The 18025-nt window shown below is 68.3% G+C and carries 18 protein-coding genes and 1 pseudogene; 14 read left to right on the forward strand and 5 right to left on the reverse strand.

What is annotated here, in order from left to right; translation table 11 throughout:
- Positions 1 to 107 precede the first annotated feature (107 nt).
- On the reverse strand, positions 108 to 1043 hold the full coding sequence (locus VAPA_RS04645; RefSeq protein WP_021005608.1) for a DMT family transporter: 936 nt from the start codon (positions 1041 to 1043) through the stop codon (positions 108 to 110).
- 140 nt (positions 1044 to 1183) lie between these two features.
- Between VAPA_RS04645 and VAPA_RS04650 the strand changes: the two genes are divergently transcribed.
- From VAPA_RS04650 to VAPA_RS04675, 6 genes are all read left to right on the forward strand, one after another.
- Positions 1184 to 2386: an amidohydrolase family protein gene (locus VAPA_RS04650; RefSeq protein WP_021005609.1), complete on the forward strand. Its 1203-nt coding sequence runs from the start codon at positions 1184 to 1186 to the stop codon at positions 2384 to 2386.
- 144 nt (positions 2387 to 2530) lie between these two features.
- Positions 2531 to 2815: a hypothetical protein gene (locus VAPA_RS04655; protein WP_021005610.1), complete on the forward strand. Its 285-nt coding sequence runs from the start codon at positions 2531 to 2533 to the stop codon at positions 2813 to 2815.
- Positions 2816 to 2860: 45 nt separating this feature from the next.
- Positions 2861 to 3604 carry a hypothetical protein gene (locus VAPA_RS04660; protein ID WP_021005611.1) on the forward strand — a complete coding sequence of 248 codons (744 nt, stop codon included), beginning with the start codon at positions 2861 to 2863 and terminating at the stop codon, positions 3602 to 3604.
- Between the two features lie 253 nt (positions 3605 to 3857).
- A complete protein-coding gene (locus tag VAPA_RS04665; protein WP_021005612.1) occupies positions 3858 to 4085 on the forward strand; it encodes a hypothetical protein in 228 nt (75 codons plus the stop codon).
- A gap of 39 nt (positions 4086 to 4124) precedes the next feature.
- On the forward strand, positions 4125 to 6476 hold the full coding sequence (locus VAPA_RS04670) for a phosphocholine-specific phospholipase C (RefSeq protein WP_021005613.1): 2352 nt from the start codon (positions 4125 to 4127) through the stop codon (positions 6474 to 6476).
- A gap of 261 nt (positions 6477 to 6737) precedes the next feature.
- Entirely contained in the window at positions 6738 to 6992 is a 255-nt protein-coding gene (locus VAPA_RS04675) for a hypothetical protein (RefSeq protein WP_230558966.1), read from the forward strand.
- A 12-nt stretch (positions 6993 to 7004) separates the two neighbouring features.
- Here the strand turns inward: VAPA_RS04675 and dkgB are convergent, their stop codons facing one another.
- Complete coding sequence (gene dkgB / locus VAPA_RS04680; protein ID WP_021005615.1) at positions 7005 to 7820, reverse strand: 2,5-didehydrogluconate reductase DkgB; 816 nt, start codon at positions 7818 to 7820, stop codon at positions 7005 to 7007.
- A 46-nt stretch (positions 7821 to 7866) separates the two neighbouring features.
- On the reverse strand, positions 7867 to 9069 hold the full coding sequence (locus tag VAPA_RS04685) for an MFS transporter (RefSeq protein ID WP_021005616.1): 1203 nt from the start codon (positions 9067 to 9069) through the stop codon (positions 7867 to 7869).
- Between the two features lie 263 nt (positions 9070 to 9332).
- Here VAPA_RS04685 and VAPA_RS04690 point away from each other — a divergent pair, with 263 nt between their 5' ends.
- The gene (locus tag VAPA_RS04690; RefSeq protein ID WP_021005617.1) at positions 9333 to 11465 is read left to right on the forward strand and encodes an alpha/beta hydrolase domain-containing protein; all 2133 of its coding nucleotides are present in this window, start codon (positions 9333 to 9335) and stop codon (positions 11463 to 11465) included.
- Here the strand turns inward: VAPA_RS04690 and VAPA_RS04695 are convergent.
- Both VAPA_RS04695 and VAPA_RS35065 read right to left on the reverse strand, forming a co-directional pair.
- Positions 11428 to 12114, reverse strand: a complete 687-nt coding sequence (locus tag VAPA_RS04695) for a LysR substrate-binding domain-containing protein (RefSeq protein ID WP_230559007.1) — start codon at positions 12112 to 12114, stop codon at positions 11428 to 11430. The two genes, VAPA_RS04690 and VAPA_RS04695, sit on opposite strands and share 38 nt — an antisense overlap.
- 108 nt (positions 12115 to 12222) lie before the next feature.
- Positions 12223 to 12366 (reverse strand): annotated as a pseudogene (locus tag VAPA_RS35065) (helix-turn-helix domain-containing protein); the annotation flags it as partial.
- 60 nt (positions 12367 to 12426) lie between these two features.
- On the opposite strand from VAPA_RS35065, the gene VAPA_RS04700 reads away from it, so the two are divergent.
- The 7 genes from VAPA_RS04700 to VAPA_RS04730 are packed head-to-tail and all read left to right on the forward strand — an operon-like array spanning position 12427 to position 17944.
- Positions 12427 to 12804, forward strand: coding sequence for an I78 family peptidase inhibitor (locus tag VAPA_RS04700; RefSeq protein ID WP_021005619.1), 378 nt, complete (start codon positions 12427 to 12429; stop codon positions 12802 to 12804).
- A gap of 23 nt (positions 12805 to 12827) precedes the next feature.
- Entirely contained in the window at positions 12828 to 13484 is a 657-nt protein-coding gene (locus tag VAPA_RS04705) for a 2-hydroxychromene-2-carboxylate isomerase (protein ID WP_021005620.1), read from the forward strand.
- A 7-nt stretch (positions 13485 to 13491) separates the two neighbouring features.
- Complete coding sequence (dapF, locus tag VAPA_RS04710; RefSeq protein WP_021005621.1) at positions 13492 to 14376, forward strand: diaminopimelate epimerase; 885 nt, start codon at positions 13492 to 13494, stop codon at positions 14374 to 14376.
- Positions 14373 to 15071 carry a DUF484 family protein gene (locus tag VAPA_RS04715; RefSeq protein WP_021005622.1) on the forward strand — a complete coding sequence of 233 codons (699 nt, stop codon included), beginning with the start codon at positions 14373 to 14375 and terminating at the stop codon, positions 15069 to 15071. The genes dapF and VAPA_RS04715 overlap by 4 nt, the downstream gene beginning before the upstream one ends.
- Positions 15068 to 15703, forward strand: coding sequence for a YdcF family protein (locus VAPA_RS04720; RefSeq protein WP_051255302.1), 636 nt, complete (start codon positions 15068 to 15070; stop codon positions 15701 to 15703). The genes VAPA_RS04715 and VAPA_RS04720 overlap by 4 nt, the downstream gene beginning before the upstream one ends.
- Positions 15687 to 16727, forward strand: coding sequence for a tyrosine recombinase XerC (locus VAPA_RS04725; RefSeq protein WP_021005624.1), 1041 nt, complete (start codon positions 15687 to 15689; stop codon positions 16725 to 16727). The genes VAPA_RS04720 and VAPA_RS04725 overlap by 17 nt, the downstream gene beginning before the upstream one ends.
- Entirely contained in the window at positions 16724 to 17944 is a 1221-nt protein-coding gene (locus VAPA_RS04730) for a class I SAM-dependent rRNA methyltransferase (protein WP_021005625.1), read from the forward strand. The genes VAPA_RS04725 and VAPA_RS04730 overlap by 4 nt, the downstream gene beginning before the upstream one ends.
- Positions 17945 to 18025 lie beyond the last annotated feature (81 nt).

Consider the following 18025-nt stretch of genomic DNA (forward strand, 5'->3'; position numbering starts at 1 on the left):
TAGGAGCGCGCGTCTAAAAGCCGCGTAAAAAATGCGGGGCCGGGCGCAAAATTCTTGAGCGGGGATGTCGCCGCCGGCGCAGTGGGGCAGGCGTTCCGGCAGGTCGCTCATCCGCGGCGCGTTGCGGTTCTGCCGCGCGCGGGCATCGTCATCGCGACCACGCCGGCCATGATGCATGCGAGCCCGAGCCACGCGGTGGGCGAGAGCGCCTCGCCCAGGAAAACCACGCCGATCATCACGCCGACGGGCACGCGCAGGTAGGCTTGCGCGGCGGTCGACATCGGCCCGAGCGTCTTGATCAGCCGGAAGTAGATCGTGAAGGCGAGAGCCGTGGAGAGCACCGCCAGCGCCAGCACGGCCACCATCGACGCGGCCGAAGGAGCGAGCGTCCACGGCCGGTCGATCGCGAGGCTCGCGGGCAGCAGCATCGCCGCGCCGCAGAGCAGCGAGCCCGCGGCCGGCACCATCGGGTCGAGCCCCTTGAACACGCGGCCGAACATCGCCGCGCAGCCGTAGCAGACGGCCGCCGCCACCAGCCCGAGCTGCGCGAGCAGCGAATGCCCGAGCCCGTTCAGCGCCTCGAAGCCGACGATCAGGCAGATGCCCGCCAGCCCCGCGCCCACGCCGAAGAGCCGGCGCAGCGTCGGCTTCTCCGCGCCGCCCATGCCCAGGCCCAGCAGGAAGATGAAGATCGGCGAGGTCGAATTGAGGATGGTTGCGAGCCCGGCATCCACGCTGCGCTCCGCCCACGCGATGAGCGTGAACGGCAGCACGCTGTTCAAGCAGGCCTGCAGCGCGAAACGTCCCCACATCGCGGGCTCCCTCGGCAGTTGCACGCCGCGCAGGCGCAGCAACGCGAGCAGCAGCAGGCCGGCAATCAGCGTGCGCGCCGCGATCAGCGTCACGGGCGGCAGCGTCTGGACGCCGATCTTGATGAAGGTGTACGAGGCGCCCCAGCAGGTGGCGAGCACCGCGAGCAATGACCATTCGAAGGCGATGCGGGAAGGGGGCTTGCCGGCCGTGGCGAGTGGGATCGTTTGCATGGTGCGCCGATCATCGAGAATTCGCGGGACGGACACTTCGGCCTGCAACGAAACGTGCGCGTGATGACCAGGGGCCCGAATCTGGGTACGCTGCACACGGCCCTGCTCCTGACGCATTCATCGAAGATCGAACGAATTCCATGCCTTCGCTCCTGATCCGCAACGTGCGCCCCCTGGGCGCTTCCCCTGTCGACCTGCTGGTACGCGATGGCTGCATTGCGGAAACCGGCGCCGCGCTTTCCGCGCCCGCCGATGCCACCGTCGAGGAGGGCGCCGGCGCATTGCTGCTGCCCGGCCTGGTCGAAGGCCACACCCATCTCGACAAGACGCTGTGGGGCATGAACTGGTACCGCAACGAGGTCGGCGTCAACCTCGTCGACAAGATCGAGAACGAACGCGCCTTCCGGCATGCGAGCGGACACGACGCGGCCGCGCAGTCGCTGGTGCTGGCCAAGGCCTTCCTCGCGCTCGGCACCACGCGGCTGCGCACGCACGTCGACGTCGACACGCAAGCGGGCCTGCGCCATCTCGAAGGCACGCTGCGCACGCGGCAGGCGCTGCGCGACGTGCAGCAGATCCAGGTTGTCGCATTCCCGCAGTCCGGCCTGCTGGGCCGGCCGGGCACGGCCGAGCTGCTCGAGCAGGCGCTGGCACAGGGGGCCGACCTGCTCGGCGGCCTCGACCCCTGCGCCATCGACGGCGACCCGGTGCGCTCGCTCGACGTGCTCTTCGGCATCGCCGACAGGCACCAGCGCCCGCTCGACATCCACCTGCACGAACCAGGCGCAATGGGCGCGTTCTCGCTCGACCTGATCCTGCAGCGCACCGAAGCGCTGGGCATGCAGGGCAGGGTCGCGATCAGCCACGGCTTCTGCCTTGGCGACGTGGGCGAACGCGAGCGCGACGCACTGCTCGCGCGCATGGCCAGGCTCGGCGTGGTGCTGATCACCAGCGCGCCGCCATCGCGCAGCGTGCCGCCGCTCATGGCCTGCCGCAAGGCCGGCGTGACGGTGCTCGGCGGCAACGACGGCATCCGCGACACCTGGTCGCCGTACGGCAACCCCGACATGCTGGAACGCGCCATGCTGATCGGCATGCGCTACAACCTGCGCCGCGACGACGAGATCGACGTGGCGCTCCACACCGTCACCCACGCCGGCGCACGCGGCTGCGGCTTCGAGGCCTATGGCCTGGAAGCGGGCTGCCGCGCCGACCTGGTTCTGGTCGATGCGCAGACGCCGGCGCAGGCCGTGGTCTCGCGGCCGGTGCGCAAGCTGGTGGTGGCGGGCGGCCGTGTCGTGGGCCGCAACGGCGTGCTGCAGGCCGACGTGGCGTCCCTGTAGCCCGCGTCTTCAAGCAGGAACGCGGCAGGGCGCCGCCATGTGCGCCTTCGACCTACGCAAAAGCCCGCTCCCGGCTGTAGAGGTCCGGCCCGGAGCCAGGGGACGCTTCGCCGCAAGATTCCATCTCCAAACGAAAGGCCTCTCATGCGCGCCAACGACAAATCGCATTCCGGACCCGTGGCCGACGAACTGACGCCGCTGGAAATTTCCCAGGCCGTCCTCCAGGGCGAAGAAAACCCGAACATCGCACGGCCGCTCACGCCGTTGGAGCAGGCCGCCACGGGCATGGGAACGGGCACCGGACAACGCTCGTCGCTGGGCCGCGTCCTGTGCAGCCCCGCGGTGGCCTGGGGTGCTGCGGCGGTGACGGGCCTGGGCCTGCTCGCGGCGCTGGCCTATGCGAAGCGGGGGCCCACGCTCAGGCCTTGACGCCGCCGGCGGTGAAGGCGAACGTGCATCACTACACTGCTGCGGATGAGCCTTCCCCCTCCACCGCATCGCGCGCGAGAAGACCGTCTTGTTTCCTATTTCCGAAGCGGCGACGCCATGCGCAGCCGCAGCGTGAGCGGTGTCGTGCTCTCGGGCGCGGTCGATGTGCCCGTGCCTCCCGCACGCCTGACTGCGGATTGGGAACGCGAGATTTCTTCGCGCCTGGCGCTGGAGCCCGGGGACGTCGAGCCATTGCCCCTGGCGCGTGCGCGTGCGCGCTGGCCGGACTACAGGCACTGCGTGCAGGCGGTGTCCGACTGGACGCGCACGCTCGGATTGCCCGAGGTGCTTGCGTCCAGCGAGGTCGCCCTCATGGCCTGCCGCGGCGCGAGGTACCACCACGACGGCGCGCAATACGGCGGCGCGGCGTTCTGCAATCTGTTCCTGAGCGAGGACAAGGAACTGGATGTGCACTTTCCCTCTACGGGTCAGCGAATTCCCCTTGCCCGGGGCACGGTCGTGATATTCGATACAGGCCAGCCGCACGCCGTGATCCGGCGCCGCAGCAGCGGCTTCGATGCGGCCGACTTCGCGCCCGGCCAGGATTGCACCCAGGTGTTCCTGACCTGGGAGCTCCCCATTGAAGATGCGCATGTGGGGCGCACGCTTCGTATCGCCTTCGACATCGACGCGCCGACCGCATCGCAAGTGGATGAAGAGCAGGTCCGGATGAACGGCGAACCGGCCAGCGTGTGCCCGGCCTCCGGCGAGTGGCGCCGGGCCGGCTGAGCATCACGCCATCACGCGCCCCGCCAGCGCGAGTTCGACTGCAGCTTTTCGTAGTCATTCCGCGCGAGCTGTAGACCGTTCGGACTCGGCGGGTTTTCCTTGTAGACGATGCAAGCGCCAAGCGAAGAGACTGCGCCCGCACGTACGAAGAGCAGGCCTGCACGCCGTCATCGCCGCTACATCGCGATGTCACAGCTCCTTCTTACGCTGGAGGCCATTCAACCGCCTCGAGAAAAAAGGAGTGTCTCCATCCATGCATCCACGATTCATCTTGCGCGCGCCCTTCGCGCTGTCGGTACTGGCCTTTGCATTGACCGCCTGCGGCGGCGGTGATGGTGGAGGCGGTGGGAGCTTCAGCGGCAGCGCCGCTGCGACGGGCAATGCGCTCGGCTCGGACCAGACCCCTGCAGACACGGCCGGCAAGACCGATGCAGCCCCGTCCGGCGCGGGCACCGACCCCAGCGTGAGCTACGCCCCCTGAGGCTCGACGCTTCCCCGTATTTTCAAAACAAACCCCGCCATGACCACACGCCGCAAGTTTCTCCAGACCACCACCGGCACCGGCATTGCCGCCGCCACGCTGGCCACCTTTCCCCCCAGCATCCGCCGCGCGCTGGCCATCCCCGCGCATCACGAGACCGGCACCATCAAGGACGTCAAGCACGTCGTGCTGCTGATGCAGGAGAACCGCTCCTTCGACAGCTATTTCGGCACCTTCAAGGGTGTGCGCGGCTACGGCGACCGCTTTGCCGTGCCGGCGCCCAACGGCAAGACCATCTTTCACCAGACCTACACCAAGACCACGCCGCCCAGCACCTACACGCCCTACCGCCTCGACGAGAGCAAGGGCAACGCGCAGCGCGCAGGCAGCACGCCGCACGGTTGGTCCGATTCGCAGGCCGCATGGGACCACGGCCGCATGTTCAAGTGGCCCGACGTCAAGAACCTGCTGTCGATGGGCTACTACGACACCGCGGAAGTGCCGTTCCAGCGCGCGCTGGCCGAGGCCTTCACGCTGTGCGACCACTACCACTGCGGCATGCACACCGGCACCATTGCGAACCGCTTGTTCTACTGGAGCGGCACCAATGGCCCGAACGGCATCAGCCCCGTCGATGGCAGCAAGGTGCAGCTTGCGGTTCTGAACAACCAGTTCAACGCCGGCAACGACATCGGCGTATCCACCGAAGGCTGGACCTGGACCACCTATGCCGACCGGCTCGAGAAGGCCGGCGTGAAGTGGAAGGTCTACCAGAGCCTGATCGACAACTTCGGCTGCAACGAGATGATGAGCTTTCGCCACTGGCGCACGGCCATCGAGCAGATGCCGGCGGCACGCCGCCCCGTGTACGTTCCCGCGACCGACATCACGCAGCCGGTGACCGCCGCGGGCCCGTTCTACGACCCGGCCATCGACGATGCGCTCAGCCCGCTCGCCAAGGGCTTCGGCAACACCATGCCGCAAGGCTTCCTCGAAACCTTTCGCGAGGACATCCGCAACGGCACCTTGCCCGCGGTGTCGTGGATCATTTCGCCCTCGGCCTACAGCGAGCATCCCGGACCATCGAGCCCGGCCAAGGGTGGCTGGTACGTGCAGGAAGTGCTGGACGCGCTGACCTCCAATCCCGAGGTCTGGAGCAAGACCGTGCTGCTCATCAACTTCGACGAGAACGACGGCTTCTTCGACCACCTGCCGTCGCCCGCGGCGCCTTCGCGCAACCCCGACGGCTCGCTGGCCGGCGCCACCACGATGGCCGAGGCCGACGTGGCCGTCGAGTACCACAACTACACGCCGGCCACCTCCAAGCAGCCCGCCATGGACGGCCGCCCCTACGGCCCCGGACCGCGCGTGCCGATGTGGGTGGTCTCGCCCTGGAGCCGCGGCGGCTGGGTCAACTCGCAGGTCTGCGACCACACCTCGACGCTCATGTTCCTGGAGAAGTGCTTCGGCGTGGCCGAGCCGCAGATCAGCAAGCACCGCCGCGCCGTCTGCAGCGACCTCACCAGCGCCTTCAACTTCGAGCGTCCCAACGACGAGCCGCTGCCCGCGCTGCCCGGGCGCAAGACCAAGGCCGAGGCCGATGCGCTGACCGCCGCGCAGGAGGCGCTGCCCAAGATCGTGCCGGCCGCCGATGCCGACCTGCCGGTGCAGGCCACCGGCGTGCGTCCCTCGCGCGCCCTCCCTTACGAACTGCACATCAGCGCGCGCAGCGACGCGCTCAACGGCCGCGTCCAGCTGCTGTTCGCCAACAGCGGCCAGGCCGCCGCCGTGTTCCACGTCTACGACAAGCTGCACCTGTCGGACCGCCTGCCGCGCCGCTACGTGGTGGAGCCCGGCAAGCAGCTCGACGGCTACTGGAACGCCATGACCGACGATGCCGGCCTGTACGACCTGTGGGTGCTCGGCCCCAACGGCTTTCATCGACAGTTCAAGGGCGACCTGAACCGGCTGCGCGCCGGAAGTGCGCCCGCGCCCGAGATCCGCGTGGGCTATGACACGCGCCGTGGCGATCTCTACCTGCAGATGCGCAACGATGGCCGGCGCGATTGCCGCTTCACCGTGCAGCCCAACAAGGCCTACCCGCGCCCCGACGCCTACCAGGCCGGCGGCAGGGACCGCAACGGCAACAACGGGCACGGCAATGACGACAAGGGCGTCTACGGCAACAACCCCGACGGCTCGTGGAGCATCCGCGTCAAGGGCGGCGGCGAAACCGGCATGCGCTGGAGCCTGGACGCCAGCGGCCAGTGGTACGACTTCGTGGTGACCTGCGATGCCGACCCTTCGTTCTACCGGCGCCTTGCCGGCCGGATCGAGACGGGCCGGCACTCGGTGAGCGATCCGGCCATGGGGCTGCAAGACCGCTTCTGACGAAGCCGGAACTGGCGCGTCCGGGGTAGATGAAAATCGAAACAGTCGTATCAGTTCCAAGCCCCTCGATCCGATGGATTGCAGGCAGGAGTCGAGAGCCCCCGCTGATCTCGCAAACACGCCGTTCCTGCTTTTGGATGCACTTACACTCCGGCCATGAGAAGAACCGGGGAAGTTCAATGCGGCCTGCAGCCCGTGGTGGAGCTGCGGAAAGAGGCTGCGTCGTACGCTTATTCGGTTCGCGCGCCACGGTCGAAAGGTGTGGTCCCGCCCAGCTCGTACAGCAACGGCGGCTTCGCGACACTGGCCGATTGCCTGCTCGACGTGGCGCGGGCGCTCGGTGGTGACTTCAAGCGCATCTACGTGCGTCTTGACGGCTACTGCGTCGGGGAGCGCGACGTCGTCGAGTTGCGCCGGGAGCCGCAGGAGGTTGCGGCTGCATTGAAGGTCACTTGCGACGCGGTAGCGAGTGCCATCCTGCCTGGTGCCGCCGCACCGGAAACCAACGGCCCGTGAGCTCGCGGCCGCTCAGTCCCAGGCCGGCGAGAGACCCGCCGGGTCGGTGAGCCGCTCGCCACGGTCGAGTGCCGCGATCTGCGCCATCTCCGCATCCGTCAGCCTCAGCTGCTGCGCCTTCAGGTTGCCCTCCAGGTTCGCCCGCTTCGTCGACGACGGAATCACCGCGTAGCCCAGCTGCATCGCCCACGCCAGCACCACCTGCGCCGTGGTCGCGCCGTGCGCCTTGGCCATCGCCTCGATCACCGGGTCGTTGAGCACTTTGCCGTACGCCAGCGTCATGTAAGACGTGATGCGGATGCCCTGGCTCTTCGCGAACTCGGCCACCTTGCGGTTGTGCAGGTACGGGTGCAGCTCGATCTGGTTGGTGGCGATTTCCTTCGCGCCCACGGCCGCAATGGCTTCCTTCATCAGCGCGATGTTGAAGTTTGACACGCCGATCTGCTTCGTGAGCCCCTGCGCCTTGGCTTCGGCCAGCGCGCCCATGAACTCGGCCACCGGCACTGCGCTGCCAGGCGAGGGCCAGTGGATCAGCGTCAGGTCCACATGGTCCGTGCGCAGCTTGGCAAGGCTGTCCTTCAGGCTGGGCACCAGCTTGTCCTTGGCGTAGTTGTCGGTCCAGACCTTGGTGGTGATGAACAGGTCCTTGCGCGCCACGCCGCTTTCGGCGATGGCTTGGCCCACCTCGGCCTCGTTGCCGTAGATCTGCGCCGTGTCGATCACGCGGTAGCCCACGTCGAGGCCGTTCTTCACCGAGTCGATCACCACCTGGCCCTTGAGGCGGAAGGTGCCGAGGCCGAAGGCGGGAATGGTGTTGCTGGTTGTCATGGTGTTGTCCTTGCGAGTTTGAAAATAGAGAGAAGCAGGAGGGCGATCAGTGTCCGACCGGCACCGGCCGCGAAGCGCGCACCGGAATGCCGGCACGGCGGTCGAGCGTGCCGCTCCACTGCGTGAGGGCCAGCGACACCAGCACAACCCCTGCGCCAATCCATGGCGTGTGCATCAGCCCCAGGTGCGTCACGATCAGCCCACCGGCCCAGGCCGCGCCGGCAATGCCCAGGTTGAAAGCCGCGATGTTCAGGCCCGAGGCCACGTCCACCGCCTGCGGCGTGAAGCGCTCGGCCTGCTTCACCACATACACCTGCAGGCCCGGTACGTTGCCGAAGGCGACCGCGCCCCACATCAGCACCGCCGCCAGCGCCAGCCACTTGTGCGGCGCCGCGAAGTTGAACACCAGCAGCACCGCGGCCAGCAACGCGAAGATGATCTTCAGCGCTGGAATCGGCCCCATCCGGTCGGCCAGCTTGCCGCCCCAGATGTTGCCCACCGCCACCGACACGCCGTACACCAGCATCACCCAGCCCACCGCGCCGGCGCTGAAGCCCGACACGTCGGTGAGGATCGGCGCGAGGAACGTGAAGGGAATGAACGAACCGCCGTAGCCGATCGCGGTCTTGGCATACACCAGCAACAGGCGCGGCTCGGCCAGCACCTTGGCCTGCTGTGCCAGCGAGGCCGGCGGCGTGTGGCGGATGTTGTTGGGAATGAAGATCCAGCTGCCGATGAAGGCGATCACGCCCAGCGCGGAAACAGCCAGGAAGGTCTCGCGCCAGCCGAAGTGCTGCCCGATGAACGTGCCCAGCGGCACGCCCGTGACCAGCGCCACCGTGAGGCCCGTGAACATGATCGCGATGGCGCTGGCGGCCTTTTCCTTCGGCACCAGCCCGGTGGCGATGGTCGAGCCGATCGAGAAGAACACGCCGTGCGCCAGGCCCGTGAGCACGCGGGCGGCAATCAGCGATTCATAGCTCGGCGCCTGCCACGCCAGCAGGTTGCCGACCGTGAACAGCGCCATCAGCCCGAGCAGCAGCGCCTTGCGCGGCAGTTTCCCCGTGAGCGCGGTGAGCACCGGCGCGCCGATGGCGACGCCCAGCGCATAGAGGCTGACCAAAAGGCCCGCCGAGGGAAGGCCGATGCCGAGGTCGGCGGCCACGGTGGGGATGAGGCCAACGATGACGAACTCGGTCGTCCCGATGGCGAAGGCGCTGAGGGTCAGCGCGAGCAAGGCGATTGGCATGAGGGCACTCCTGAATGGATGGGAGGAGTGTCTTGTGGATACCTTTGCGGATAAATGGGGGTTGTGGCAGAAGATAGTTGCTATGAAATCAACAATATATGCAGTGGACCTGAACTCTGATGCGTCAGATCAGGGCGGGACTGCCAGTCCTTAACCATCGGTTAAGACCGGCTAAACAAGACGCGAATTGTCGGCACACCTCCGAATCGTGAGGATGCACAGCGCCGGCGCCGTCGGACCCGCACAAAGAAACAGGAGAGAGCATGCCCCCCAGAAATCCGATCGGGCACCAGTCGCGCCTGCACCGGCTCGCGGCGGCGGCGGCCACGGCGGCGATCGTTGCTGCCGCGCCGGCCGAAGCGCGCGTCACTCGCATCGTGATCGACAGCGTCGCGCCCCTCGCGGGGCAGGCGATCCCGTACGAGCAGATCCGCGGTCGCGCCTTCGGTGAGCTCGACCCGAACGATCCGCACAACAGCATCGTCACCGACATCAAGCTGGGAGCGGACGCCGATGGCAAGGTGCGGTACGAAACCTCGTTCAATCTGGTGAAGCCGGTCGAGATGAACCGCGCGAGCGGCTTCCTCTGGCATGACGTGCCCAATCGCGGCGGCGCCGGAACCCTTGTCGTCGAAGAACGCGAGCTGGGCGATGTCGGCCTGCGCAGCGGCTGGCAGGCGGACAACGCCGGCAACACGGGCATTCCCGCCAACCGCGCCGCAGGTACCAATCACTGGGTGGCGGCGCCCATCGCAAAGGTCGACGGGCTGGCCGTCACAGGCAAGGTCTTCGCGCGGATCGTCAACCAGGGCGGCGCGGCCTCCCAGCCGCTGATGGTGCAAGCGAACCCCGTGCCCTACCTTCCGGCAACGCTGGACACGGCCAGGGCAACGCTGAAGACGCACACCAGGGAGACCGTCGATGGTGTCGTCACCGAGGGCCCGGGCATCGCCCCAGGCGACTGGGCGTTTGCGAAGTGCGACGCCGGCAACCCGTTTCCCGGCACGCCGATCGACAACAACCCCGCCAACGCGCCCGGCAATCTGCCAGTGCACATCTGCTTGCGAAACGGCTTCGATCCCAAGCTGCTGTACCAGGTGGTGTACCCGGCACACAACGCCTACATCCTGGGCGTGGGCATGGCGGCGTTCCGCGACGTGGGCGCCTTCTTCCGCTACGAGACGGCCGACGACTTCGGCACGCGCAATCCGGTGGCCGGCTTTGTCAAGGGCACGGCGGTGCGGGGTGTGTCGCAGTCCGGAAACATGGTGCGGCAGTTCATCTTCATGGGTCTGAACCAGGACGAGCGCAACCGCAAGGTCTACGACGGGGCCTGGCCGATCATCGCGGGCCGCCGGGTGGCGGCCAACTCACGCTGGGCCCAGCCGGACGGTGTGCTGGAGCTCTACCAGCAGGGCAGCGAAGGCCCGCAGTGGTGGGTGGACTGGCCGGATCCGGTGCGCAAGCAACCCACCGGCAGCATCTTCTCGCGCTGCGACACCAACGACACCTGCCCGAAGGTGATCGAGCATTTCGGATCGGCCGAGGTGTACGCGCTGAAGCTGACGCCCGAGTGGATCGGCACGGCCGGCGACGCGGACATTCCGCTGCCGCGCAACGTTCGGCGCTACTACGTGCCGAGCAGCCACCACGGCGGCGGCGCGGGCGGCTTCACGCACATGCCTGCGGCCAGCGCCGGCCCGAGCTGCCCCGGCAACAATTTCGGCCGCGGCACGTTGGCAGCCAACCCGGTGCCGCACACCGAGATCACCAATGTGCTGCGCCTGGCCATGCGCGACTGGGTGCTGAACGGAACGCCGCCGCCGCCCAGCCGATGGCCCACGCTTGCGGCCAAGACGCTGGTCGACGCCAACAGGAAGGCGATGGGCTTTCCGAGCGGGGTGCCCGGCATCCCGGACTCGATCTTCCTGCCGGAGAACTTTGCGTTTCCGGTGTTCGACTACGACTGGGGCCCGCAATTCAATCACGCGGAAGCCTCCGGCGTGCCCACCAATGTGCCACCGTCCATCAAGAAGGTGATCCCGATGAAAGTGCCGAAGGTCGATGCCGACGGCAACGAGATCGGCGGCGTTCCCACGGTGCTCGTGATGGCGCCGTTGGGCACTTACCTGGGGTTCAATGTCACCGCTGGGGGTTTCCATCGAGGCCAGGTGTGCAACTATGTGGGCGGCTATGTGCCGTTCGCACGCACGCGTGCCGAGCGGATCGCGAGTGGCGACCCGCGCCTGTCGCTCGAGGAACGCTACGGCAGCCACGAGGGCTACGTCGCCGCAGCGCGAGCCGCCGCCGAGAAGGCGGCCGCCGAGGGCTTTCTTCTCCCCGCGGACCGCGACCGCCTTATCCGGCAGGCCTCGGAGAGTGCCGTGCTCCGCTGAACGCGGCCGTGCTCTCGATCATTTCCACCAGCGCGGCCGCCGGCGCAGAGAGCTCCGGGCGGCTGCGCATGGCCAGCAGCAGCACGCGTTCCATCTCGATGCCTTCGAGGCCAACCTGCACGAGGCCGAGGGCCTGGGCATAGAGAGCGGCAGCCGCGCGTGGCAGGATCGCCAGGCCGAGCCCGAACGAGACCATGCGGCACATCGAATCGAAGCTGCGCACCTGCACCCGTATGCGGGGCGTGCGCTTGACCGCGTCGGCCGCCGCCATCACCTTGCGCGTGAGCGATGCGCTTCGTGCCAGCGTGACCAGGTCATGGTCGAGCACGTCCGCGAGGCAGGCGTTCTGCCGGTTGTCCAGCGCGTGGCCTGCCGGCACCAGCAGCACCAGCTGGTCGACATTGCAGACGATGGTCTCCAGGCCCTCGTGCGGCACGTTGTCGCCAATGACGGCAAGCTCCGCCGTGCCTTTCAGCACGGCGCGAATGCCGTCTTCGCTCAAGGCATCTTCCATGTCGATCACCACGTGGGGATAGCGGCGGGCGTACTCGGCCAGCACGCTGGGCAGGAAGCCGCCGAAAGCGGAAGGGTTGGCGCACAGCCGCAGGTGGCCGGTGGCACCTGATTGAAGATCGTCGACGGCCTGCACGAGCTGTTCCAGGCGCGCGATCACCTCGATCGCATGCCGGTGCAAGGTCTGTCCCTCCGGCGTGGCGACCACGCCGCGCTGCCCGCGCTGGAGCAGCGCCATGCCGCAATGCTGTTCGAGATCGGTGATGCGCTTGCTTGCCGCCGGGAGCGAAACGCCGAATCGATCTGCGCCCGCGGTCAGGCTTCCTCCATCGACGACTGCGACGAAAAGGCGCAGGGAGATGAGATCGAAACGATTCAGATTGATCATGGCGGGTGGATTTGACCACCGCCGACGCTACGATCCATTGAAAGACGCAAGACAGACACCATGCCCATCCTCCATCAACCCGGTTTCATCTTTTCCCCGCCTGCGCGCGGCGTCGTGGCGGCCGCCCTGTGCGCGGCTTCGCTCTTCATGGCGGGCTGCGAGACAAAGCCCGAATTCCGTCCGCTCACCTCCGAGGTGCCGCCGCCGCCGACCTTCGTGACCGTGCCCAGCGAAGAAACCTGCCAGGCCGCGCAGGCGCGCTATGCACTCGGCCAGGCCCTCGATCCGCTGCTGCTGGAGCAGATGCGCACGCGCACCGGTTCCAGGTCCGCGCGCACCTCGGCCGTCGGCGCGCCGCTGCCGGTGCCGGCCGATCCGGGGCGGCTCAATGTCGACGTCGATCCGCAGGGCCGCATCACCGCCGCGCGCTGCGGCTGAAGGAAGTTATCAATAATTCCGCGATGACCACCCATCCGACCCCCACCATCGCGCTCGACTGCTACTACAGCCTTTCCTCGCCCTGGGCCTACCTGGGCGGCCCGCAGCTGCAGGACATCGTGCGGCGCCACCATGTGCGGCTCACGCTGAAGCCCTACGACTTCCAGGCCGTCGTGCCGCAGACCGGCGGCATTCCGCTGAAGACGCGGCCCGAACCGCGCCGCACCTACCACGCGCTCGAACTGGCGCGCTGGCGCGACTACCTCGGCATGCCGCTCAACCTGGAGCCCGCGTACTACCCGAAGGGCGCGCCGGTCGATCCGAACTGGAACAAGTACCCGGGCTGGATGGTGATTGCCGCGCAATTGCAGGGGCTCGATGCCCAGCCGCTCTCGCATGCGCTGCTGCGCGCGCTGTGGGCCGAGGAACGCGACACCTCCGAGGCCGAGGTGCGCATCGCGGTGGCCGAGGAAAACGGCTACGACGGCGCCTCGCTGCAGGCGCTGGAGCAGGCGGGCGAGACGCTGGCGGTCTACCGCGCCAACAGCGCCGACGCCGTCCAGGCCGGCGTGTTCGGCGCACCGACCTTCGTGCTGGACGGCGAGCGCTTCTGGGGCCAGGACCGGTTGGCCTTTCTCGACCGGGCGCTCGACAAGCGCCGCCAATCCTCGGGCGGATAATCGCCCGATGCGAATCCGCTTTACCAAGATGCAGGGTGCCGGCAACGATTTCGTCGTGCTGGACGAAACGCGCGGCACGCTGGGCCTCACGGCCGCGCAGTACCGCTTCCTGGCCGACCGCCATTTCGGCGTCGGCGCCGACCAGATCCTCACGGTGCGGCCCCCCTCCCAGGGGGCGGCCGAGGGCGTCGATTTCCAGTACGTGATCCACAACGCCGACGGTGGCGAGGTGGAGCAGTGCGGCAACGGCGCGCGCTGCTTCATGCGCTTCGTGCGCGAGCACCACCTGACCGACAAGGACACGGTGCGCGTCGAAACGCTGGCCGGCATCATCGAGCCGCGCATGAGCGAGGACGGGCGGGTCACGGTCGACATGGGGCCGCCCATCTTCGAGCCCGCGCGCGTGCCCTTCGATACCGCCGGCCTCGATCCGCAGCCCGACGGCTCCTGGCACACCTGGCACCTGGCCCTCGGCACGCATGCCGACTCGGCCATTGTTTCGCTCGCGGTGCTGTCGATGGGCAACCCGCATGCGGTACAGGTGGTCGACAACGTCGACACCGCGCCCGTGGCCCGGCAGGGCCCGCAGATCGAGCACCATCCGCGCTTTCCGCAGCGGGTGAATGCCGGCTTCATGCAGGTGGTCGACCGCACGCACGTCAAGCTGCGCGTGTTCGAGCGCGGCGCCGGCGAAACGCTGGCCTGCGGCACCGGCGCCTGCGCGGCGGTGGTGGCGGGCATCCGGCTCGGCCTGCTGGAGCGCCGGGTCGATGTGCAGACGCATGGCGGCGTGCTCACGATCGGCTGGGAAGGCGAGGGCCATCCGGTGCTCATGACCGGCCCGGCCACCACGGTTTTCGAGGGAGACATCGAGGTGCCCGAGCTGCCATGACCCACTTCAGAAACAACAAAGACGACGCCATGAACCCGATCACCGAAGACGACATCGCCAATTACCTGGCGAACACGCCCGACTTCTTCGAGCGGCACGCACAGCTGCTGGCGCAGGTGCAGCTCACCAGCCCGCACGGCAACCGCGCCGTGAGCCTGCAGGAGCGCCAGGCCGAGATGCTGCGCGAGAAGATCAAGGCGCTGGAGCATCGCCTGATGGACATGGTGCGCCACGGCACCGAGAACGTGGTCATCGCCGACCGCCTGCAGCGCTGGACCAGCGGCTTGCTGACCACGCGCGACCCGCGCAGCCTGCCGTACCGCATCGCGGTCGACCTGCAGTCGCTGTTCCTGGTGCCGCAGACCGCCATCAAGGTGTGGGACTGCGGTGCCGACTACCTCAACGAGGCCTATGCGCAGTGGGTAAGCGACGACGTGAAGGCGCTGGCCACCTCGCTGACCTCGCCCTACTGCGGGCTCAATTCGGGCTTCGAGGCGGCCAACTGGCTGCCCGAGCCGGCCGGCGCGATGTCGATCGCGCTGATCCCGCTGCGGCCCGATGCCGAGTCGCCGGCCTTCGGCCTGCTGGTGCTGGCCTCGCCGGACGCGCAGCGCTTCAACGCCGAAATGGGCACCGACTTTCTCGAACGCATCGCCGAACTGGCGTCGGGCGCGCTGTCGCGGCTGCGGCCTTGAGCGGGCGGCGCCGGTCCTGGCGGGCCGCGTGGCCCGTGCTGTGGACGGTGCTGCTGGCCGGACTGCTGGCCTACCTGGTCATTGCCGCCGTCATCTGGCGGCGCGCGGTCGAGGCGCTGGCCAATCCGCCGCAACGGCCGGCCGACGCCGCGCTGATCCTGGGCAACCGTGCCTTTCTCGATGGCAAGCCCAACCCATGCCTGACGGGCCGGGTCGATGCCGCCATCGCGCTGGCCAATGCGGGCCTCGCGAAGCAGCTCGTGCTGTCGGGCGGCGTCGACAAGGAAGACGGCCGCATCGAGGCCGAGGTGATGCAGCGGCATGCGCGGGCCCAGGGCTATGCAGGGCCGCTGCTGCTGGAGCCGGCATCGACTTCGACCCGCCTGAACCTCGCGATGTCGCGCCCGCTGCTGAAGGCGGCGGGCATCCACGGCGTGATCGTGGTGTCGGAGCCCTATCACCTGTGGCGCGTGGAGCGCCTCGCGCGGGCCAGCGGTTTCGACAAGGACTTCGACGTTCAGTACGCGGCTGCGAGCACGCGCTGCTGGCGCCGCTGGGGCATGGTTTTCAAGGGTGCGTTGCGCGAGCCTCTGGCTGTCGTGAACAATGCGTTCAATGGCTACCTCCACTGAGACGGCGGGGACCGGCTGGGTCGACAAGTACCTGGAGCACGTGCGCGTCGAGCGCCGGCTGGCGGCGCGCACGGTCGAGCTCTACGCCATCCATCTGCAGGCGCTCGCGGCCAATGCCGCGGAGGCCGGTCTTTCGCTCGACCGCGTGCAGACCGCGCACGTCCGGCGCTGGATGGCCCAGCTGCACGGCGCGGGGCGCGAGCCGCGCGGCATTGCGCTGGTGCTCTCGTGCTGGCGCAGTTTCTACCGCTGGCTCGGCAACGAGGGGCTGGTGGGCTTCAACCCCGTGAAGGACGTGCATGCGCCCAAGGCCGCGCGGCCGCTGCCCAAGGCGCTGGCGGTCGACGATGCGGTGCGGCTCGCCGAAATGTACGACCCCGAGGCCGACCCCTGGACCGAGGCGCGCGACAGCGCGATCGTCGAGGTGCTCTACGGCTGCGGCCTGCGCGTGAGCGAGCTCACCGGCCTCGATGCGCGCGCCAGCACCACGGCCCGCGGCTGGGTCGATCTCGATGCGCTGGAAGCCAACGTGCTCGGCAAGGGCAGCAAGCGGCGCATCGTGCCCATCGGCAGCAAGGCGGCCGAGGCGCTGCGCGACTGGTTCGCGGTGCGCGGCGATTGCGCGGCGCTGTCGACGGCCGCGCTGCGCGACCCGGCGGGCGCGGCGGCGCTTTTCATCAGCGCCAAGGGCGTGCGCATGTCCTCGCAGGCGGTGTGGAAGCTGCTGCGCGAGCGCAGCCTCAAGGCCGGCCTTGCGGCGCCGGTGCATCCGCACATGCTGCGGCATTCGTTCGCCAGCCATGTGCTGCAGTCGAGCAGCGACCTGCGCGCGGTGCAGGAACTGCTGGGCCACGCCAACATCGCCACCACGCAGGTCTATACGCGGCTGGACTTCCAGCATCTGGCCAAAGTGTATGACGCGGCACACCCGCGCGCGCAGGCGCGCCCCGAGGGCACGCGCGCGCAAGCACGCCCCGAAGGCGTGCGGGCCAAGCCAAAGAACGACAACAAGCAAACAAAATGAAAACCCTCCGCCTCAAGCCCGGCAAGGAGCGCTCGCTGCAGCGCCGCCATCCCTGGATCTTCGAATCCGCCATTGCACGCGGCGGTGCCGATTCGGGCGAGACGGTGCGCGTCGAATCCCACGACGGCGCCTTCCTGGCCTGGGCCGCCTTCAGCCCGGTTTCCAAGATTCGCGCGCGGGCCTGGAGCTTTGTCGAAACGCAGCGCATCGATGCCGCATTCCTGGCGTCGGTGTGCGCCCGCGCAGTGGCGGCCAGGGCGCTTTTCGACCTGCAGAGCGACGGGGTCCGGCTGATCCACGGCGAGGCCGACGGGCTGCCGGGCCTGATCGTCGACCGGTACGGCGACACGCTGGTGGCGCAGTTCCTGTCGGCCGGCGTCGAGCGCTGGAAGGCCGCGATTGCCGATGCGCTGCTCGCGGCGACCGGCCTGCACAAGCTCTACGAGCGCTCCGATGCCAGCGGCCGCGAACGCGAAGGCCTGAAGCCGGTCACCGGCTGGCTGCGCGGGGAGGGCGCCACCGAGATCACGATCCGCGAGCACGGCTGGAAGCTCTCGCTCGACATCGCCACCGGCCACAAGACCGGCTTCTACCTCGACCAGCGCGACAGCCGCCAGCGCTTTGCCGAACTGGCGCAGCATCGTCGCTTTCGGCGCGTGCTCAACTGCTTCTGCTACACCGGCGGCTTCACGGTGGCCGCGCTCGCGGGCCTGCGGGCGGCGGATGCGGTGGAGGGCGCCGAGCTGGTGTCGGTCGATTCATCGCAGCCGGCGCTCGAGCGGGCGCGGGCGCACCTGGCGCTGAACGGCTTCGGCGGCGAGGGGTCGGGCCTGAAGACGGAATTCCTGGATGCCAACGTCAACACCGTGCTGCGCGAGTTCATCGAGCAGGGCCGAACCTTCGATGCCATCGTGCTCGATCCGCCCAAGTTCGCACCCACGGCGGCCCATGCCGAGCGCGCCGCCCGCGCCTACAAGGACATCAACCGCCTCGCGCTCAAGCTGCTGGAGCCCGGCGGCGTGCTGCTGACCTTTTCCTGCTCGGGCGGCATCAGCGCCGATCTTTTCCACAAGATCGTGGCTTCGGCCGGCATCGATGCACAAGTGGACGGCTACATCAGCGAGCGCCTGGGCGCCGCGCCCGACCACCCCATGACCATCGAGTTCCCCGAGGGCGAATACCTCAAGGGGCTGGTGGTGGTGAAAAAGCTGGCCTGAAGCTCGTTCCTGCCGCTGCCTTGACCCTGCGCCAACGCAACTGAGTGGCATTGGCTAAACTGCCGGCCCATCCCCTTTCTT

It is taken from the genome of Variovorax paradoxus B4 (assembly GCF_000463015.1).
GTDB lineage: Bacteria > Pseudomonadota > Gammaproteobacteria > Burkholderiales > Burkholderiaceae_C > Variovorax > Variovorax paradoxus_E.